The organism is Pseudomonas sp. PDM02 (genome assembly GCF_014852285.1).
GTDB classification, from domain to species: Bacteria; Pseudomonadota; Gammaproteobacteria; order Pseudomonadales; family Pseudomonadaceae; genus Aquipseudomonas; species Aquipseudomonas migulae.
Map to the genome: position 1 here is coordinate 26,568 of NZ_JACVBL010000013.1, position 18,558 is coordinate 45,125.

The 18,558-nt window shown below is 59.9% G+C and carries 14 protein-coding genes; 6 read left to right on the forward strand and 8 right to left on the reverse strand.

Annotated features, from left to right (window positions below; all coding sequences use genetic code 11):
* Positions 1–26: 26 nt before the first annotated feature.
* Positions 27–1,154 (reverse strand): branched-chain amino acid ABC transporter substrate-binding protein, encoded by a 1,128-nt coding sequence (locus IB245_RS21950; RefSeq protein WP_192228640.1) that lies wholly within the window; start codon positions 1,152–1,154, stop codon positions 27–29.
* A gap of 340 nt (positions 1,155–1,494) precedes the next feature.
* Between IB245_RS21950 and IB245_RS21955 the strand changes: the two genes are divergently transcribed.
* Positions 1,495–1,800: a DUF2288 domain-containing protein gene (locus IB245_RS21955; RefSeq protein ID WP_008043547.1), complete on the forward strand. Its 306-nt coding sequence runs from the start codon at positions 1,495–1,497 to the stop codon at positions 1,798–1,800.
* Between the two features lie 1,080 nt (positions 1,801–2,880).
* Here the strand turns inward: IB245_RS21955 and IB245_RS21960 are convergent.
* Positions 2,881–5,082, reverse strand: a complete 2,202-nt coding sequence (locus IB245_RS21960; protein ID WP_008034213.1) for a hypothetical protein — start codon at positions 5,080–5,082, stop codon at positions 2,881–2,883.
* Between the two features lie 198 nt (positions 5,083–5,280).
* On the opposite strand from IB245_RS21960, the gene IB245_RS21965 reads away from it, so the two are divergent.
* Entirely contained in the window at positions 5,281–6,177 is an 897-nt protein-coding gene (locus IB245_RS21965) for an NAD(P)-dependent oxidoreductase (RefSeq protein WP_192228641.1), read from the forward strand.
* Here the strand turns inward: IB245_RS21965 and IB245_RS21970 are convergent.
* A complete protein-coding gene (locus IB245_RS21970; protein ID WP_192228642.1) occupies positions 6,068–8,350 on the reverse strand; it encodes a putative bifunctional diguanylate cyclase/phosphodiesterase in 2,283 nt (760 codons plus the stop codon). The two genes, IB245_RS21965 and IB245_RS21970, sit on opposite strands and share 110 nt — an antisense overlap.
* 143 nt (positions 8,351–8,493) lie before the next feature.
* Entirely contained in the window at positions 8,494–8,853 is a 360-nt protein-coding gene (locus IB245_RS21975; protein WP_032829148.1) for a YkgJ family cysteine cluster protein, read from the reverse strand.
* Positions 8,854–9,190: 337 nt separating this feature from the next.
* On the opposite strand from IB245_RS21975, the gene IB245_RS21980 reads away from it, so the two are divergent.
* Positions 9,191–10,540, forward strand: coding sequence for a spinster family MFS transporter (locus IB245_RS21980; RefSeq protein ID WP_008043599.1), 1,350 nt, complete (start codon positions 9,191–9,193; stop codon positions 10,538–10,540).
* 201 nt (positions 10,541–10,741) lie between these two features.
* Here IB245_RS21980 and rapA read toward each other — a convergent pair whose 3' ends face one another.
* Positions 10,742–13,588: an RNA polymerase-associated protein RapA gene (gene rapA / locus IB245_RS21985; protein ID WP_008034221.1), complete on the reverse strand. Its 2,847-nt coding sequence runs from the start codon at positions 13,586–13,588 to the stop codon at positions 10,742–10,744.
* 219 nt (positions 13,589–13,807) lie between these two features.
* On the opposite strand from rapA, the gene IB245_RS21990 reads away from it, so the two are divergent.
* Positions 13,808–14,149 carry a hypothetical protein gene (locus IB245_RS21990; protein WP_008034222.1) on the forward strand — a complete coding sequence of 114 codons (342 nt, stop codon included), beginning with the start codon at positions 13,808–13,810 and terminating at the stop codon, positions 14,147–14,149.
* On the opposite strand, the gene IB245_RS21995 is transcribed toward IB245_RS21990, so the two are convergent.
* The 3 genes from IB245_RS21995 to IB245_RS22005 all read right to left on the reverse strand — a co-directional run bounded on the left by IB245_RS21995 (position 14,146) and on the right by IB245_RS22005 (position 16,898).
* A complete protein-coding gene (locus IB245_RS21995; protein WP_192228643.1) occupies positions 14,146–15,333 on the reverse strand; it encodes an aminotransferase class V-fold PLP-dependent enzyme in 1,188 nt (395 codons plus the stop codon). The two genes, IB245_RS21990 and IB245_RS21995, sit on opposite strands and share 4 nt — an antisense overlap.
* Entirely contained in the window at positions 15,330–15,800 is a 471-nt protein-coding gene (locus tag IB245_RS22000; RefSeq protein WP_008043590.1) for a RidA family protein, read from the reverse strand. The genes IB245_RS21995 and IB245_RS22000 overlap by 4 nt, the downstream gene beginning before the upstream one ends.
* A 204-nt stretch (positions 15,801–16,004) precedes the next feature.
* On the reverse strand, positions 16,005–16,898 hold the full coding sequence (locus IB245_RS22005) for a LysR substrate-binding domain-containing protein (RefSeq protein ID WP_192228644.1): 894 nt from the start codon (positions 16,896–16,898) through the stop codon (positions 16,005–16,007).
* A 186-nt stretch (positions 16,899–17,084) separates the two neighbouring features.
* Here IB245_RS22005 and IB245_RS22010 point away from each other — a divergent pair, with 186 nt between their 5' ends.
* Positions 17,085–17,246, forward strand: coding sequence for a hypothetical protein (locus IB245_RS22010; protein ID WP_085988412.1), 162 nt, complete (start codon positions 17,085–17,087; stop codon positions 17,244–17,246).
* A 142-nt stretch (positions 17,247–17,388) separates the two neighbouring features.
* Positions 17,389–17,505: a cytochrome c oxidase subunit CcoM gene (ccoM, locus tag IB245_RS29260; RefSeq protein ID WP_007906619.1), complete on the forward strand. Its 117-nt coding sequence runs from the start codon at positions 17,389–17,391 to the stop codon at positions 17,503–17,505.
* The last annotated feature ends 1,053 nt before the right edge of the window (positions 17,506–18,558 follow it).

Genomic DNA, 18,558 nt, shown 5'->3' on the forward strand with positions numbered 1-18,558 from the left:
TTATTGGCAGTCAGTCAGGCAACGCCTTACTGAGGCTTGGCTTCAGTTTTTGGTTTGCCGAAGTGCCACTCGTAAACCACAAATTTGAAGTCTTTCAGGTCGCCCTTGTCGTCGAAGCTCAGGTCGCCGGTAGGGGTCTTGAAGGTGCCTTTGTGGATGGCTTCAGCCACTTTGGCGGAGTCTTCGGACTTGGCAGCCTTGATACCATCGGCAATTACAGTCACCGCCGAGTAGGCCGGGAACACGAACGGACCGCTCGGGTCTTCTTTCTTCGCTTTGAACGCGTCAGCCAGGGCGATGTTGGCAGGATCCTGGTCGAAGGATTTCGGCAGGGTCACCAGCAGGCCTTCGGAAGCTTCCTTGGCGATCTGCGAAATGGAGTCGTTACCCACGCCTTCCGGACCCATGAACTTGGCTTTCAGGCCTTTTTCCTGGGATTGACGCAGGATCAGGCCCAGCTCCGGGTGGTAGCCGCCGTAGTAGACGAAGTCGACGTTGGCTTGCTTGAGCTTGGAGACCATCGAAGAGAAGTCTTTGTCGCCGGCGTTGATGCCTTCGAACACGGCAACCTTGACGCCTTTGCCTTCCAGGGTTTTCTTCACGGCACTGGCGATGCCTTCACCGTATTGCTGTTTGTCGTGCAGGACAGCAACGATCTTCGGTTTTACGAAGTCGGCAATGTAGTTACCGGCGGCAGGGCCCTGGGCGCTGTCCAGACCGATAGTACGGAAGATCATTTTGTAACCGCGATTGGTGATGTCCGGGCTGGTGGCAGCCGGGGTGATCATGATCACGCCTTCGTCTTCGTAGATGTCCGAAGCCGGTTGAGTGGAGCTGGAGCACAGGTGACCGACTACGAACTTGACGCCGTCGTTGACGACCTTGTTCGCGACAGCCACAGCTTGTTTTGGATCACAGGCGTCATCGTATTCAACGGCTTCGAGTTTCTTGCCGTCTACGCCGCCCTTGGCGTTGATCTGTTCGATGGCCATTTTGGCGCCACTGAACTGCATGTCGCCGTATTGGGCTACAGGGCCGGTTTTAGGGCCGGCGATGCCGATCTTGATGGTGTCAGCTGCGAACGAATGGCTGGCAACCCCGGCCAGAACCATAGCGGCAAACAGTTTGGAAATCTGCTTAGTAGCCTTAGTCATAGTGCTCCACTCTTACTGTTGTAGTTTTTATAGTCCTGGCGCCGTAGCAGCAGAACCGGGTCAGATATCTTCGAATATCCTCCGGAAAATGCCCCCGGCAACTGTACCGGTACAGTGTAGAGCGCCGATTGTTAGCCTGGGAAGGCAGCGCCGGGGGGCAAAACCTGAGGGTGTCGCTTTTTTGAAAGAAAAAGACAGAATTGCGGCGGGGGTTGTAGCTGAATTCTCAGCAATCCTTGGCTTTCCTGCAGTTTTCAATCGGTAACTCAATTGCATCCGGGTTTTTCTGCCTGACCACCGACGTTATCATCCACGTCGATTTCTTTTCCGGACAGGACCCATGACTCAAGAACCTAGCACCCTCTATGCCAAGCTGCTTGGTGAAACCGCATCTATTACCTGGAAGGAGCTGGAGCCCTTCTTCGCCAAGGGTGCCCTATTGTGGGTCGATCCCGGTCTGGATTTGATCGCGGTGGCCGAGGCTGTGGCGACGGACGAAGGGACGAAAGTGGCTGCCTGGCTGGCCGCCGACACGGTCGCCAAGCTGTCTGAAACGCGGGCGCTGGATCTTTTTGAACGTGATCCGGAGTTGTGGGCAGTGGTGGTTTCGCCGTGGATTCTGATCCAGGAAAGGGCGACGAAGTGAAGTTGCGCACCGAATGAGTGCGTCGCTTCGCCGGGGAAAAGTGTGTAGCCGAGTAGCGTGATGGCATGTTGCCGTAGAGAAAGGCCACAGGCGGAGTTGGCATAACGGTGACGTAAACGTAACGGGCACAGTTTATTGAGCAGCCGATGGGCTGCTTAATTGTTTCTGGATGTTGGAATTGGGGGGCTATTCAGGCTGGGAGTTGTGGTTTTGTGTACATATCCATTGCTGCGGTAACGGCCTCTATGGGTTTCGCCCTTACGGCGAGTCACTTGGAAAAGCCCCAAGTAACCAAGGGCTCTTGCCCCTTTCGTCCGGTGCCTCGCCCAGGCTCGGCATACCCTCGCTCCGGTCCTGCTCCGTGGGCCCGCCGCCATCGGCCATCCATGGCCGGGGGCGGCTAACCCGGCATCCATGCCGGGTTGCCCACTGCGCAAAACCTCCACTCGGCCTCCCCATGGGGCAAGCAGATCAAAATCAAAAGCCAGATCAACAGCGCGCGAGGCGGCCTGATAGCCGACCTGGCTCTTTGGTGGTCCGCGTTGTCCTTCTTTGTTTCGTACACTCATTCCGGACTTGTACACCAATCCCCTGTAGGAGCCGGCTTGCTGGCGATGGACGTTGACGATGACGCGGGCTGCCTGAATGTGCGCGGTGGCTGGGCGTTTTTCGCGAGCAGGCTCGCTCCTACATGGGATCGGCGTCAGCACGGTCAAACAAGCGCAGCGCGCCCGCTTGACGCCCCGGTCGGCCCAAAGGCCGCCTCGTTTTTGATTTTGATCGCAAGCGCCCCGTTAACCACGCTGGCCGAACGCAGGCATTGCGCAGCGGGGAAACCGGCAAGGATGCCGGTTTAGCCGCGCTGGGCCAGGGATGGCCCATCGCGGCGACCCGCGGAGCAATGCCGGAGTGAGGGCACACCGAGCCAGAGCGAGGTGCCAAGTGGTGGGGCAAGAGCGTTTGGTTACTTGGCGCTTTTCCAAGTAACTCGCCGTAAGGGCGAAACCAATATCCGCCATCCCCCAAAAAACGGATATGCCCCCCAAGCTTGAATCTAAAAGCCTGAGGAGCGGCATCAGATCAGACGGTAAACGTCTTGCCCGTGTGGTTATTAAGCGAAATAACCTTGGTCTTGCCAATCCGGTGACGGTAGATCTCGCGCAGGTACTTGATCGCCTTTTTCACGCAATCGCGCGACAGGCGAATGTCATTGATCGAGACAAATTTTTCCTTGTCGTTGATCAGCTCGCGGTACTTCTTCTCGTACATCGGTTTGATCGCATACCAGTTGGTATCGAGGATCTTCGCCGGGTTCTCGAACTCGTTCAGCAAGTCGTCGATCAGCTCTTCGTTGAAGTCTTCGTTGATGATGAAGTCGAGGATCGAGTTGTCCAGCGTATCGTCGAAGCGGTACGGGTTCTTCGCGAAGCAGCGCTTGATGAAGGCCACGATCAGCGTCAGGAAATCGTCCGACAGGCACGGGCTCTTGGCGATCAAGGTGGTCAGCGACAAGTTGGCCGACGCGCCGATCACCAGCGCATAACGCTTGAGCGTGGTGTTCGGGAACAGGCTGTTGAGGTGAGTCTTCAACCGGTTCAGGTCCATGTACGACAGCTTGTAGTCTTTCGGCAGCGAAACAATCGACACCACCGACGAGCAGTTCTTGAAGAAGTGCAGGTCGTGCAACGCGGCCGCGTCGTAACCGGAATTCTTGTACTGCTCCAGCGAGGCGCGATAGCGCTTGGACTCGATCGGCAGCAGGCTGATGCCTTCGATGGCCTGGGTCACTTTGTTGAAGTGCGGCAGGTCGATGGAGCGGAAGAACAGGTCATCGATGTTCAGGCGCTGAGGCTCTTTCTCGAACACCTTGAACTTGTCACTGCTTGGCGGCGGGGTTTCCGGCACGACGGATTCTGCGTAGGCAATCGCCACCGGGCCGGCCAGGCTCATGAACAGGTCGTTGGCGTCGAGGCGAATGGTTTCGCCGATGTCGATGCCGGCGCGACGGAAATAGTTCTGGTCGTAGTCAGTCGTGACCGCCTGCGCCGTCAGAATGTTGAAGATCTGCTGCGAAATGTATTGGTTGGCGTGCTTTTCCATCGCGTTGACGTCGATGTTCTGGATGTTGCCGTCATCGCTTTCTTCGGCATAACGCATGATGTCGTTGGAAATCAGCATCATCGCGTTCCATGGGCGGATACGGCCCATGACGCTGGCTTCGCTGCTGTCTTCGTTGGCGAAGTTGTAGGAGAAGTCCCATTCTTCCGAGAGGTATTTGCACAGCAGGCGACCGGCGTTGATGTGCAGCGCCTCGGACATTTCACTGCGGTGATCGGAAATGTTCGGCAGCACGCAGATGCCGCTGGTGAAGATCGGTTCGAAGACGAAGGAATGACCGCTTTTGCCGTCGTGCTCGTCCATCGGCTTGGTGTCGAACGTCTTGTTCATGTACGAGTGCTGCTGGGCCAGGCCGAATTCCGATGCCATGCCCGAACCGGTACCGCCGCCGGCACTGAAGATCGAGAAGTACAGGCGCGACTGGTTGGCCTTGATGCCACAGCTGTCGATCAGGTACGAGTGAATCATTTTCCAGTCCGGGCTGGAGAAACGCTGGGTGTCCTTGTTCAGGATGATCTTGGCCAGGTACTGGCCGAGGATCGGCGCGTTACCGGCGCCACCGGCGTGGACTTCCGACAAGTCCATGATTTTCATTTTGCTGTAGTCGCGCAGGAAGCCGCTTTTTTCGCCTTTGCGCGAGAAACGGATGCGACCGGCGATGTCTTTGTCCAGGTCGCCGAGCATCACCAGCGGTTCGACCAGGAACACCGGCTTGGTGGCCTTGTTCGGGCCCAGGCGCAGGTTGTTGCGGATCCACTGGGCCGGGCTGTAGCCCTTTTCCGCGTAGCGCTTGTCCGGCGACAGGCGATCTTCGTTGTTGAATTCGTTGAGGTAGAACTTGCGGGCGTTGTACACCAGCTCCGCGACGTCCAGCGCGATGTTCGAGCCGCAGCGACCGAGGCCGATCAGGCACACCGACGGGAATTCCTGATCGTTGTGCTGTTCGTTATCGCCTTCCAGGTGCGGCGGGCGCGGGAACACCATGTCGCGCAGACCGTCGAGGTTATCGAGGATGCGGTCGGTATTGGTCTCGGTGAAGTACAGGTATTGCTGAGTCGCCAACGGGCGCGAGGGGCTCAATGGCTTCGACGGCGTGGGGCTGTTCGCCGCGGGGCTCAGCGTCAGATCGGAAATCGCAGTGGCCGGATTGTTTTTAGAAGTCATTGTGCGCCATGTACCTGGGCTGGTTGGCTGGACGACAACGTGTCGTCAAACCATCACGGATGGGTTCTCGCGTCTTTTTTCAGCGCGTATTGGGCCCAAGCGTCAGGGACTGGGCCTGAACATCACTCGGGGGAATCCTTTCCTTAGTCATGATGAATCGGCCAATATTTGGCGATCTTTAATGAAAAAGGAGGCCAAATGATGTCAACCCTACCTTCGTTGGGTTTTGCCGGTATCGGCCTTATGGGCCTGCCGATGTGCCGGCGCCTGCTGGCTGCGGGGTTTTCGCTGACTGTATGGAACCGTAATCCGGCCAAATGTGCGCCGCTGGTCGAGGCGGGTGCGCGACAAGTTGCCACGCCTGCCGAGCTGTGTCGGCACGCCGATGTGCTGATGTTGTGCCTGGCCGACACGGCCGTGGTGCGCGAGGTGGTGTTTGGCCCGGGCGGAGTGGCCGAAGGTGGGAAAAGCGGCCAGTTGCTGGTGGATTTTTCCAGCCTGGAACCCACCGCGACGCGGGAAATGTCGGCGCAGTTGGCCAGCCAGACCGGCATGCGCTGGCTGGACGCTCCGGTGTCCGGGGGCGTTATCGGCGCCGAGGCCGGGAGCCTGGCAATCATGGTGGGCGGCGAAGCGGCGGACCTTGAGCGTGTCAGGCCTGTTCTGCTCAGCCTCGGCCAACGCGTCACTCATATGGGCGCGGTCGGGGCGGGGCAGGTGACCAAGGCCTGCAATCAGATGATCGTTGCCTGTAACGCTCTGGTCATCGCCGAAGTCGTGGCGCTGGCCGAACGTTCCGGTGTGCAGGCCAGCCTGATTGCCGAAGCGCTGGCCGGCGGGTTTGCCGATTCAAAACCGTTGCAGATCCTCGCCCCGCAAATGGCCGAAAGCCGTTTTGAACCGGTGAAATGGCACGTGCGCACGCTGCTCAAGGACCTCGATACCGCGGTGAAATTTTCCCGTGAGCAAGGTTCGGCCACGCCCATTAGCGGATTGGCCGCACAATTGATGCGGTTGCATGGTAGCCAGGGATTCCTGGAAAAAGATCCGTCGACCCTGGTGCAGCTGTACCGCGAACCGGACTCAGCGGACTGATCGTGTGCCCGTGTTGGCGCTGGTTGATTTCACTCAGCACCGGACGCAGTTCCGCCAGCGGCACCGGGCGGCTGAGCAGGTAGCCCTGGACGAAATCGCAGCCGTTGCGCTGGAGAAACTCGTATTGCTCAAGGGTTTCGACGCCTTCGGTGATCACCTGCAAATGCAGGGTGTGAGCCATGACGATAATCGCCTGAACGATTTCCATGTCCTGAGTCGACTTGGGAATGTCCTGGATGAACGAGCGATCGATCTTCAGCGAGTTGAGCGGCAGGCGCTTGAGGTAGGCGAGGGAGGAATAACCGGTACCGAATTCGTCGATCGACAGCGACACGCCGAGGGCGCGAATCTGGCGCAACAACACCAGCGAATTGGCGATGTTGACCATCAGCGCGTTCTCGGTCACTTCCAGTTCCAGTCGCTGCGGCGCCACTCCGGCAACCCGCAACGCGTGTTCGATTTCATCGGCGAGGTCTTCGCGCGCCAGGTTCAGCGGCGAGCAGTTGACGGCGATGTGCAGTTCTTCGTAGCCCTGACGTGACAACTCGCTCAGGTCCTCGCAGGCTTTGCGCAGAACCCAATTGTCCAGCTCGGCAATCAACCCGTTGGCCTCGGCGATGGCAATGAAGCGGTCTGGTGTCAGCAGCCCGTGAACCGGATGTTGCCAGCGGACCAGCGCTTCCAGCTTGCTGACCTGTGCGGTTTGCAAGTCGAAAATCGGTTGGTAATGCAGGATCAGCCCGGTGTTTTCATGCAGGGCGTGGCGCAGTTCCTCTTCGAGTTGCAGCTCCAGCGTGGCTCGGGTTTTCAGGTTCGGGCTGAAGAAATTCAGGCCGTTGCGGCCGCCGCCCTTGGACTGGTACAGCGCCAGGTCGGCGTGTTTCAGCAATTCCTCGCAGGTGGTGCCATCCTCCGGAAACAGGCTGATGCCGATGCTGGTGGTCATGACCATGCGCCGCCCGGACAGCTCGATCGGTTCCTTCATCTTCAGCATGATGCGCTGGGCCATGGCCCGTGCTTCCTCGCGTTCACGCAGGCTGATGAGGAGGCAGAACTCGTCACCGCCGAAACGCGCCACCACATCTTCGTGACTGCGTACCGAACTCTTGATGTGCTGGGCCAGGACTTTGAGCAATTCGTCGCCGGCGTCGTGGCCGAGGCTGTCGTTGATCCGCTTGAAGTGGTCGATGTCCAGAAACATCACCGCGAGCATGCCGCCTTCATCGGTTTTCTGGAGCAGCTTCTCGGCGAAGATCTGGTTGAAGCCGCGGCGGTTGATCAGGTTGGTCAGGGCGTCATAGTTCGCCACTTCTTGCAGCGACATGCGCGCCTGATCCAGTTGGCCGAGTAGCGTGTTGACCCGTTGCAGGTCGCGTTCCTTGTGTTGCAGTTTCTTGTCCGCCAGTGCTGCGCCGATGCTGCTGCCGATGATCAGCAGCGTGATAACCGCCACCGTCAGCCCCAGTTGCAGGTGATTGTTGTCACCGGGCAACGTCAGTGGGCTGCCGGTCGGCAACACCAGGCTGAAGGCGGCCATGCCGGTGAAATGCATGCTGATAATGCCCGCCCCGAGCACCAGGCTGGCGCTGAATTTGACCAATTGATGGAGCAGGCCAGAGCCTTCGCGCAATCGACTCGACAGCAACAGCGCCGCGAGGCTGGCGCCAATGGCAATGACAATGGAAAGGATGAACAGCACCGGTTCGTAATACGTCATCGCATTCGAACGCATCGCCGCCATGCCCACGTAATGCATGATCGCGATGCCCAGGCCAATGCAAATGGCCGCCTGGATGTACTGCCGGATGCTCAGGTGAGGATGACTGAGGGTGTGCATCGCCAGCCACGAGGCGAACAGGGCAATCAGCAGGGAGGCAAGGGTGACGGGCAGTTCGTATTGAATCTCGACCGGCGCCTGAAACGCCAGCATGCCGATGAAATGCATGGCCCAGATGCCGCCGGCCAGGCATCCGGCGCCGATCCAGCGCCACAGCCGTTGTGACGCCGGGTTTTCCGAATGCCCGACTCGTTCGGCCATGTCCAGCGTGGCGAAGCCGCCCACACAGGCGACCAGATAGGCCAGCAGCACCAGAAAAGGATCATGTGTGCAATTGAGGACAACTTGCCCGTTCGCGGTCAGCTCGGTAAAAAAATGCAAACCAAGCCACTCCATAGCATGCCCCGTCTTGTCCCGGCCCGCGCCATGCACGCTGGCGAATGCTTTGGAGTATAGAGGTCATACAAAGAGCGTCAGCGGTGATGGCATATTGGCACTAATGATTTTGGCATAAGTGTTATAGCGTTTACGGCTAAGGCTCAGGCGATCTGCTCATAAGGTAAATCGGGTTGCAGCGCTGGTAACCCGAAGGCGGCTCGTGCCGCATCGCAATCCACATTCGCCTCGCCGTTGGCCCAAGAGGCATCGAACTCGCGGCAAGTGCTGGAGCGTTGGTCGTAAATCGAGCATTGCACCGCGGTGCCGACTTCACCGACCAATCCGACACAACGAGTCGGTTTGCAGTCGGTGCCGAGCATGGCCACCCGGCTGGGGCTGATCGGCGCCACCAGTTCATCGGGTACTACACCTCCGGCCGAGGTGCATTCACCCCAGAAAAAAGACACGCGAAAGTGAGAACAGCAGGCACCGCAATTCAGACACGGACTGGCTTCGGACATGGGCGATAATCAAAGGAGGGATGGGGGCATGGTGTGGCAGACAAGGCCGCTATTCTAGGCTTCGCCTCGGGCTTTGGAAGGGGGGCACAGAGGTATTTTTCAACGGTTGGTCGGATCATGGAAAACACCACCAACCCACTGTGGGACGGGCGATACGACCGGTATATCAGTCACATGAATGTTGAATGTGGCATCGCCATCGCTTGCAAGCCAGCTCCACTGGCGCCATGGGTTGATATCAGCCTTACGAATAATTACAGACAGTTGCACCGGGCCTGACTAGATTGCAGGTTCCGGGGACAGTGATGCCCCAAAAACAATAAAAAGAGACGGACCCATGCAGAACTCGACCCAAGCGGCGAATGCCTGGCGCATTCTGTTCCTGCTGTTCCTGGCCAATCTGTTCAATTTCTTCGATCGCACCATTCCGGCCATCATCATCGAGCCGATCCGTATGGAATGGCACCTCAGCGACTTTCAACTGGGGATCATCGGTACCGCCTTCACCATTGTCTATGCGATTGCCGGGCTGCCGCTGGGGCGGATGGCCGATACCGGCTCGCGCGCCAAGTTGATGGGTTGGGGGCTGGCGGCCTGGAGCGGGCTGACAGCGGTCAATGGGCTGGTGGGCAGTTTCTGGAGTTTCCTGATCGTGCGCATGGGCATCGGTATCGGTGAGGCCAGTTACGCACCTGCCGCCAACTCGCTGATCGGCGACCTGTTCCCGGCCCACCGCCGTGCGCGTGCGATGGGCATTTTCATGCTGGGTCTGCCGTTGGGCCTGCTGCTGGCGTTCTTCACCATCGGCTGGATGGTCAAGGCGTTCGACAGCTGGCGCGCGCCGTTCTTCATCGCGGCGGTGCCGGGGCTGATCCTGGCGGTCTTCATGTTTTTCATCAAGGAACCGAAACGCGGCGCAGCGGAAAGTGTGCAGGTCTCGCAGGAGCGTGTGGACCGGCCGATCCGCCGGGTGCTGGCGGTGCCGACCTTTCTGTGGTTGGTGATGGCGGGGCTGTGTTTCAACTTCGCGACCTATGCCTGCAACTCGTTCCTGGTGCCGATGCTGCAACGCTACTTCCAGATGCCATTGCACGAAGCCGCGGTGGCGACCGGTGTGATTGTTGGTGTGACGGGGCTGTTTGGCCTGACGTTGGGCGGCTGGGTCGCGGACAAGATTCACCAGCGGGTGGCCAATGGGCGGCTGCTGTTTGCGGCGTTCAGCCTGATCGTTTCGACGGTGTGCACCGCGTGGGCGTTGCATGCCGGGCGGATCGAGATCGGGGTGTTCGTGGCGGTGTTCAGTCTGGGCTGGTTGTTTGCCTACAACTTCTACACCTGCGTTTACACGGCCATCCAGGACGTGGTCGAACCACGCCTGCGGGCCACGGCGATGGCGTTGTTCTTTGCCGGGCTGTATTTGCTGGGTGGTGGATTGGGGCCGGTGGTGGTGGGCGGTTTGTCCGATCACTTTGCGCACACGGCGATGCTGGCGGCCGGCGCCGAACAGATGACCGAAGCGTTCAAGGCTGTTGGCCTGCATGACGCGATGTACCTGATTCCGGTAGCGCTGTTCTTTACGATGGTGTTCCTGTTCATGGCGTCGCGGTGTTTTGTGCGGGATGCGAAGCGGATGAAGGAAGGCTTGGTGGCGGTGGTTGAGCCGCAGATCCCGGCGGTCACCGCTTAGAAAAACTGGAATAGAAGACCTGTAGGAGCCGGCTTGCTGGCGATGGACTCGAATACGCCGCGGTGAACCAGTCAGTACGCGTTATCGTTAACGACCATCGCCAGCAAGCCGGCTCCTACAGGGATTGTCTGGTTTATCCGAGACAAAAAAAGGCCCGCATCGCTGCGGGCCTTTTTCATTGCGCGAGGTGGGGCAGGGCGATTAACCCGCCACCAACACCCGAATCGCTTCCAGTCGCAGCGCTGCCTTGTCGAGCATCGCCAGACCTTGTTCACGCTGTTTACGCAGGGCAACCAGTTCGCTGTCGCGTACGGTCGGGTTGACCGCTTGCAACGCGGTCAGGCGGGCCAGTTCTTCATCGGTATCAGCCGCGAGACGACGTTGCGCTTCGGCCACGCGCTCGGCGTGACGCGGGAAGATTTTCTCTTCGCCGGCGTTGATCCGTGGCGTCAGCTGATCGCGCTGGGCCTGGATGAATTTGTTAGCGCTGGCACGCGGCACGCTTTCCAGTTGATCGTTCAGGGTCTCGAACGACACCCGGGCCGACAGGTCGTTGCCATTGGCATCGAGCAGGCAGCGCAACGCAGCCGGCGGCAGGTAACGACCCAGTTGCAGCGAACGCGGTGCAACCACTTCGCTGACGTAGAGCAGTTCCAGCAACACGGTGCCCGGTTTCAGCGCCTTGTTCTTGATCAGCGCCACGGCGGTGTTGCCCATCGAACCGGACAGCACCAGGTCCATGCCACCTTGCACCATCGGGTGTTCCCAGGTGATGAACTGCATGTCTTCGCGAGACAGCGCCTGGTTGCGGTCGTAAGTGATGGTCACGCCTTCGTCGTCGCCCAGCGGGAAGCTGGCGTCGAGCATTTTTTCGCTCGGTTTGAGGATCAGGGCGTTTTCCGAGTGGTCTTCGCTGTCGATGCCAAAGGCGTCGAACAGGGTTTCCATGTAGATCGGCAGCGTGAACTGATCGTCTTGCTCGAGGATGTCCTCGACCAGCGCATCACCTTCGCCAGCGCCGCCGGAATTGAGTTCCAGCAAGCGGTCACGGCCAGTGTGCAGCTCGGCTTCCAGGCGCTCACGCTCGGTGCGAGCCTCGTCGATCAGCGCTTGCCACTCGCCGTCGTCGGCATTTTCCAGCAGCGGCAGCAGGCGCGGGCCGAACTGATGCTGCAAGGCGTTGCCGGTCGGGCAGGTGTTGAGGAAAGCGTTCAACGCTTCGTGGTACCACTGGAACAAGCGCTCTTGCGGGCTGGTTTCGAGGTACGGCACGTGCAGTTCGATGATGTGCTTCTGGCCGATCCGGTCGAGACGACCGATCCGCTGCTCCAGCAGGTCCGGGTGCGACGGCAGATCGAACAGCACCAGGTGGTGCGAGAACTGGAAGTTGCGACCTTCACTGCCGATTTCCGAGCAGATCAGCACTTGCGCGCCAAATTCTTCATCGGCGAAGTAAGCGGCGGCGCGGTCACGCTCAAGGATGTTCATGCCTTCGTGGAACACCGTCGCAGGAATACCGGAACGCACGCGCAGGGCGTCTTCCAGGTCCATGGCGGTTTCGGCGTGGGCGCAGATCACCAGCACTTTGGTGCGCTTGAGCATTTTCAACTGGTCGATCAGCCACTCGACGCGCGGGTCGAATTTCCACCAGCGTTCTTCTTCGTTGGCGTCCGGCTGGGCCTGGAAGCTGACTTCCGGGTACAGCTCGGCGTGATCGCCCAACGGCAGTTCGAGGTATTCGTCGGGGCACGGCAGCGGGTACGGGTGCAGTTTGCGTTCCGGGAAACCCTGCACAGCGGCGCGGGTGTTGCGGAACAGCACGCGGCCAGTGCCGTGGCGGTCGAGCAGTTCACGGACCAGGCGGGCACTGGCTTCGGTGTCGCCATCATTGACGGCGCTCAGCAGCGCTTCGCCTTCGTTGCCGAGGAAACCGTGAATGGTCTTGTGCGCTTCAGGCGACAGGCGCCCCTTGTCGAGCAGCTCCTGAACGGCTTCGGCCACCGGGCGATAGTTCTCGCTCTCGGCACGGAAGGCGTGCAGGTCATGGAAACGGTTCGGGTCGAGCAGGCGAAGACGCGCGAAGTGGCTGTCCTGACCCAGTTGTTCCGGGGTGGCGGTCAGCAGCAATACGCCGGGAATGACTTCGGCCAACTGTTCGACCAGCGAGTACTCAGGGCTGGCCTTGTCTTCGTGCCACACCAGGTGGTGGGCTTCGTCGACGACCATCAAGTCCCAACCGGCGGCGAACAGCGCGTCCTGAGCCTTTTCGTCTTCCACCAGCCATTCCAGGGCGACCAACGCGAGCTGGGTGTCCTCGAACGGGTTGGCGGCATCGCTTTCGATGAAGCGTTCTTCGTCGAACAGTGCGACTTGCAGGTTGAAGCGGCGGCGCATTTCCACCAGCCACTGGTGTTGCAGGTTTTCCGGCACCAGGATCAGCACGCGGTTGGCGCGGCCCGAGAGCAGTTGGCGATGAATCACCAGACCGGCTTCGATGGTTTTGCCCAGGCCCACTTCGTCTGCCAGCAATACCCGCGGCGCAATGCGGTCGGCGACTTCACGGGCGATGTGCAGCTGGTGCGCGATCGGTTGCGCACGCACGCCGCCCAGGCCCCATAGCGAGGATTGCAACTGGCGGCTGGTATGTTCCAGGGTGTTGTAGCGCAGCGAGAACCAGGCCAGCGGGTCGATCTGCCCGGCGAACAAACGGTCGCTGGCCAGTCGGAACTGAATGAAGTTCGACAGCTGGGTTTCCGGCAAGGTGACCACTTCGTTCTGCGCGTTGAGACCGTGGTAGATCAGCAGGCCGTCGATGTCGTCGACTTCCTGTACGGTCAGTTTCCAGCCTTCGAAGTGAATGATTGAATCGCCCGGCGAAAAACGCACGCGGGTGAGGGGCGCATTCCGTAGCGCGTACTGGCGAGTCTCGCCAGTGGCCGGATAGAGCACGGTCAACAAGCGGCCGTCCTGTGCCAGAACGGTGCCTAAACCCAGCTCGGCTTCGCTGTCACTGATCCAGCGTTGCCCCGGTTGATACTGCTGCGCCATGCTGCCTGACTCCCACCTTGAAAAAGCGGGCTATCTTAACGGAATGAGGGCTTCAGGGCCAAAGGACTCTCAGAAAAACTCACAGTCTTACGTTAGTCCACCGCTTGAGACGTGCGCGGGCCGGGGCACTTGTTAGTGCCAATCCGGTCACAGTTTGCGACCGATGGCTCAAGTCGCCATCCCCGCAGCCGACAGCCTGCTGACAGGAGACAAATAATTATGCTGCCACCGATGCTCCCCTTGAGTGCCGTGCCGATCACTTCACAGCACGACCCGATCCGCCAGCGCCCGGATATTCCGCCTGTTGTACCGGTGCAGGAAAGCTCCAACGAAAGCACGATCGACCTGCAACAGCGCGATCCGGAAGAGGCAGCGTTTCAGCTGCGCGAGGAACAGCGCCGCAAGCAGGAAAAGGAACGCCGTCGCCGTGAAGCCGATGAAGATCCTGAAGAGCACCTGGCAATTCCCGGCACGGAGCTCAACGCGGATAACACCGTGCCGGTCGCGCCATTGATGGACGACGAGCCGCGTCAGGGGTTGTGGGTCGACATTCAGATTTAGTCCTTGATGAGGGAAAGTTCGTTGAGGGCGTTGAGCAGTACATCCACTTCTTCTTCGGTATTGAGGTAACTGACGGCAATCCGCGCGATGCTGTCCAGCCCTCGGGCCTGCATATCCAGCGGCGTATAGGCGACGCCATTGGCGCCGATGTTGATCCCTCGTTGCGCCAGCCGCTGCTTCAATTCAACGCTGTCCCAACCCTTGAGCGTGAAGGCGACCAAGCCTGATTGCTGATTCGCCGGCCCCAGGTTGTGTAGCGTCAGCCCGCTGACCGACTCAAGGCGTTCGCGCAGTTGCCCGCTCAAGCCCTCGATCCGCTGGCGAATCCGGGTTGCACCCAAGTGGTTGAACTCCTCCAGCGCATTGGCCAGCCCGGCCAGCAAAGCCACCGACACTTCACTGGTTTCAAACCGCCGCGCATCGTCACGCACCGAGAAACCTTCGCCGTCCCACGGTGCGGAAAGCACGTCCAGATGGCCGGGCACGAGACGTTCGAGAAACCCCGGTTTGATGTACAACAACGCCGTTCCTCGCGGGCCACGGAGGAATTTGCGTCCGGCGCCCTTGAGCACATCGCAGTTCAACGCCTGCACATCGCAGGGCAATTGCCCCAGCGCCTGGCCGGCGTCGATGAAGTAGGGAATGCCGTGCTGGCGCGCCACGGCGCCGATGGCCTCGGCCGGGTTGATCAGGCCGCCGTTGGCCGGCAGCCAGGTCAGCGCGATCAGCTTCACCTTCGGGTCGATCATCTGCTGGAGGGCGGACACGGACACGGCGCCCGTCTCATCGCAGGGAATCACCTCCAGCCGCGCCCCGGCGCTGACGGCCCCGGCGATGCAGGCCAGATTGCCGCCCCATTCATGGCGCCCGACCAAAATCCGCTCGCCGTCCTGCCATGGCCCCAATGCATTGAATGCCATGCCCCAGGCAGCCGAACCGCTGCTGGCGAACGCGATGTTTTCAGTGTTTGCATTGAGCAGCAGGGCCGCCGCACTGCGAGCGCGGGCCTGCACGCTCTGGTCGGCGGCCTCCATGGGGCCGCAGCGGGCTTCGAGTCGCAGTTGCTCGATGATCGCGTCGAGGGTGGCCTGGCTCGGCAACGAGGCGCCGGCGTGGTTGAAGTGAATCACGCTGGCGCACCCCGGCGTCGCCGCTCGCAAACGCTCCACTTCGTCGAGGTTCATGGACGCAGCTCGAAAATCGCGTCGATTTCCACGGCCACGCCGCCGGGCAGGCTCGATACGCCGACAGCCGTGCGCACATGCCGGCCTTTTTCGCCGAGGGCATTGACCAACAGGTTGGACGCGCCATTGGCGACCGCACCTTGACGCGCAAAATCCGCGGCGCTGGCGATGAACACGCCAAGACGGATGATGCGCACCAGTTTCGACAGGTCATCACCGAGCGCATCGCTCAATTGTGCGAGCAGGCCCAGCGCGGCAAGTTCGGCGGCGTTGGCGCCTTCTTCATCGGAGATCGACTCTCCCAATCGGCCGATGAATGCCGGTTTGCCGTCCAGTAACGGAATCTGACCGGAAATGAACAACTGGTTCTGGCTGACCACGTGGTTGACGTAATTGGCGATGGGCTGGCTCGGTGTCGGCAGGCTCAGGCCAAGTTGCTGGACGCGGTGGGCGAGTGAATCGGTCATGGTGAATCCTCCTGAATGAAGGCTTCAGCATGTTGGCGGACGGGGAGTGCGACAAACGGATAGATTTAATCCGACGTATTCAATTGGCTCATGCGTAGATCGAATGTGGGAGCGGGCTTGCTCGCGAAGGCGGTGGGTCAGGCAAAATAAATGGCGACTGACACACCGCCTTCGCGAGCAAGCCCGCTCCCACAATTTTGAACTTCAGTCGCCGTGAGATTTGTGTGCGATGTTGGCCATCTCATTCAGCCATTCACTAAAGCATTGTGCTGCGTGGCTCGGCGGTCGCTCGGGCGTGACCAGCCAATAGCCGATATCGCTAATGAACGGCGGGGTGGAGAAGGCTTCTACCAACGAGCCGTCCTTGAGTCGGCGCTCGATCAAGTGATGACGTCCCATGGCGATGCCTTGGCCGGCCACGGCGGCTTCGACGACGATGTTGTAGTCATGGAGCATGACGCTGGGGCAATGGCTGAGGTCGATGGCGTTGTGCGCGCTCCAGTCGATCCACTCGAACGGCTGGTGCGACTTGGCCATGAGCAGCGGGCCTTGGTCGGTGCCCTTGGCCTTGAACGCCGGGCTGCAGACCGGGGTCAGTGTTTCCACCATAAAGCGCCGGGCCTGGACTTTCGGCCAGCCACCTTTGCCGTAGCGAATGGCCAGGTCGACTTCGCCGCCGCTGACGTCGGCCAGTTGCACCGAGGGCAGGAGTTCGACATGAATGTGCGGGTGGCGCGCGTTGAAACTGGCCAGGCGCGGCGCCAGCCACAGGGTGGCGAACGAGGCGAGCAGGCCGATGCGCAGGGTGCTTTCCTGGTGCTCATTGCCCCGCAGTTCACGGGTGGCCAAGGCGATGGAGGTGAGAGCCGGTTGAATCTGCCGGTAATACGCTTCGCCGGCAGGCGTCAGATCGATGGCCCGGGTGCGGCGGATAAACAGCCGCTGGTTGAGGAACTGTTCCAGTTTCTGCACTTGATGGCTGATTGCACTTTGGGTCACCGACAATTCATCGGCGGCCTTGATGAAACTCAAATGGCGCGCCACGGCCTCGAAGGCGCGCAGGGCCATCAAGGGAGGCAGATCCTGGTGCAGTTCCACGGCGCGGGTCCTTTGGGTCCATCGCAAAGTCGCGATTGTGCGTTGAAAAAACGCCGTGAGCACATATTTTGTTAAGCCGCTGTTACGCAGGCGACTGGTCAGCGCGGGCGCCAGACCGCATTATTGGCGCAATCCTGCCGAGCAATGCGGCAGTTGAACTTCATTTCACGCGATGCACCGAAGACCATGAGCCAAGACGACAAACTGATCGACCTCAATTCCGAACGCGCCAAGCGTGTTCATGACCTCAACGAAAAACGCCTGAATGAAGTGCGGCAGGCATTCGAGCAGGCAATGCCATTGGGCAAAGCGAAGAAGAAGCCAAAGAGCAAACCGAAAAAGCGTTAAACCCCTCGCATCCGTTGATGCAGATCAGTTTTCCCCCTCCTTTGCGCCCAGTCTCGGGCGATATTGATCCCGGTCAATTTCCTCTCCTGCCTGATTGGTTAACTTAGCCCCATCGCAACAGGGCAAGTGCAGGAGGCCAGTCATGTTTTTCGACAACGTGGTGATCGCCGGAGTGCTGACAGTCGGCCTCATGGTTCTGTTTTTCGCAGGGTTTGGATTTTTTATCTGGAAAGATTCGCACAAACGGAAAAAACCGTAGGTCTTTCTGGATGCAATGAGCACGCAAGGCATTTTGGGCAACTTCGGTTGCCCTTTTTTTTTGCCTGCGAAAATCTGGTGGTTTGTGTGGGTTGGCGGTGGGGGGTTCTGAGTTGGGCAACGGCCTGGGGGTTTCAGGTAGGTTGTTGGGTGGGGGACATATCCGTTTCTGTGGTAACGGCGGCTATCGGTTCCGCTCTTACAGCGGGTCACTTGGAAAAGCCCCAAGTAACCAAGGGCTCTTGCCCCTTTCGTTCGGTGGCTCGCTAATGCTCGCCATACCCTCGCTCCGGTCCTGCTCCGTGGGCCCGCCGCGATCGGCCATCCTTGGCCGTGCGCGGCTAACCCGGCATCCATGCCGGGTTGCCCACTGCGCAGAACCTGCGCTCGGCCTCTCGAGGGGGCGACTACCGCCACAGCCCGCCGAGGCGGCCTGAAAGCCGACCTGGCTCTTTTGATGTCCGCGTTCTCCTTCTCTGCTGCGTTCACTCATTCCGGATATGTACACCGATCCCCTGTAGGAGCCGGCTTGCTGGCGATGGCGTCCGTCCAGCCAATACATACGTTGACTGACCCACCGCTATCGTCGGAACGCCGCCCGCAGCAAGCCGGCTCCTACAGGAGATCGTGGACATACCGAAAACATGTGCATTTCCCCTGTAGGAGCCAGCTTGCTGGCGATGGACGTCAACGTTAACGCGGGCTGTCTGAATGAATGCGGTGTCCAAACGATTTTCGCGAGCAAGCCTCGCTCCTACAGGGAATCGCGTGCGCTTTTGATTTTCACCACTCATCAGGCCGAGCGTTAGCTCGCCTTCCGCTTTTGATCTGAGCGCCCCCTCGAGAGGCCGAGTGGAGGTTCTGCGCAGTGGGCAACCCGGCATGGATGCCGGGTTAGCCGCCCCCGGCCAGGGATGGCCGATGGCGGCGGGCCCACGGAGCAGGACCGGAGCGAGGGCATGCCGAGCCTAGGCGAGGCACCGAACGAAAGGGGCAAGAGCCCTTGGTTACTTGGGGCTCTTCCAAGTGACTCGCCGTAAGGGCGAAACCCAAA

Bases quoted from the DNA above. Each gene is read 5' to 3' on its own strand.
- IB245_RS22000 (WP_008043590.1), bottom strand. From the start codon at position 15,800: ATGACCGATTCACTCGCCCACCGCGTCCAGCAACTTGGCCTGAGCCTG.
- IB245_RS21990 (WP_008034222.1), top strand. From the start codon at position 13,808: ATGCTGCCACCGATGCTCCCCTTGAGTGCCGTGCCGATCACTTCACAG.
- IB245_RS21980 (WP_008043599.1), top strand. From the start codon at position 9,191: ATGCAGAACTCGACCCAAGCGGCGAATGCCTGGCGCATTCTGTTCCTG.
- rapA (WP_008034221.1), bottom strand. From the start codon at position 13,588: ATGGCGCAGCAGTATCAACCGGGGCAACGCTGGATCAGTGACAGCGAA.
- ccoM (WP_007906619.1), top strand. From the start codon at position 17,389: ATGTTTTTCGACAACGTGGTGATCGCCGGAGTGCTGACAGTCGGCCTC.
- IB245_RS21995 (WP_192228643.1), bottom strand. From the start codon at position 15,333: ATGAACCTCGACGAAGTGGAGCGTTTGCGAGCGGCGACGCCGGGGTGC.
- IB245_RS21970 (WP_192228642.1), bottom strand. From the start codon at position 8,350: ATGGAGTGGCTTGGTTTGCATTTTTTTACCGAGCTGACCGCGAACGGG.
- IB245_RS21975 (WP_032829148.1), bottom strand. From the start codon at position 8,853: ATGTCCGAAGCCAGTCCGTGTCTGAATTGCGGTGCCTGCTGTTCTCAC.
- IB245_RS22010 (WP_085988412.1), top strand. From the start codon at position 17,085: ATGAGCCAAGACGACAAACTGATCGACCTCAATTCCGAACGCGCCAAG.
- IB245_RS21955 (WP_008043547.1), top strand. From the start codon at position 1,495: ATGACTCAAGAACCTAGCACCCTCTATGCCAAGCTGCTTGGTGAAACC.
- IB245_RS21950 (WP_192228640.1), bottom strand. From the start codon at position 1,154: ATGACTAAGGCTACTAAGCAGATTTCCAAACTGTTTGCCGCTATGGTT.
- IB245_RS21965 (WP_192228641.1), top strand. From the start codon at position 5,281: ATGATGTCAACCCTACCTTCGTTGGGTTTTGCCGGTATCGGCCTTATG.
- IB245_RS21960 (WP_008034213.1), bottom strand. From the start codon at position 5,082: ATGACTTCTAAAAACAATCCGGCCACTGCGATTTCCGATCTGACGCTG.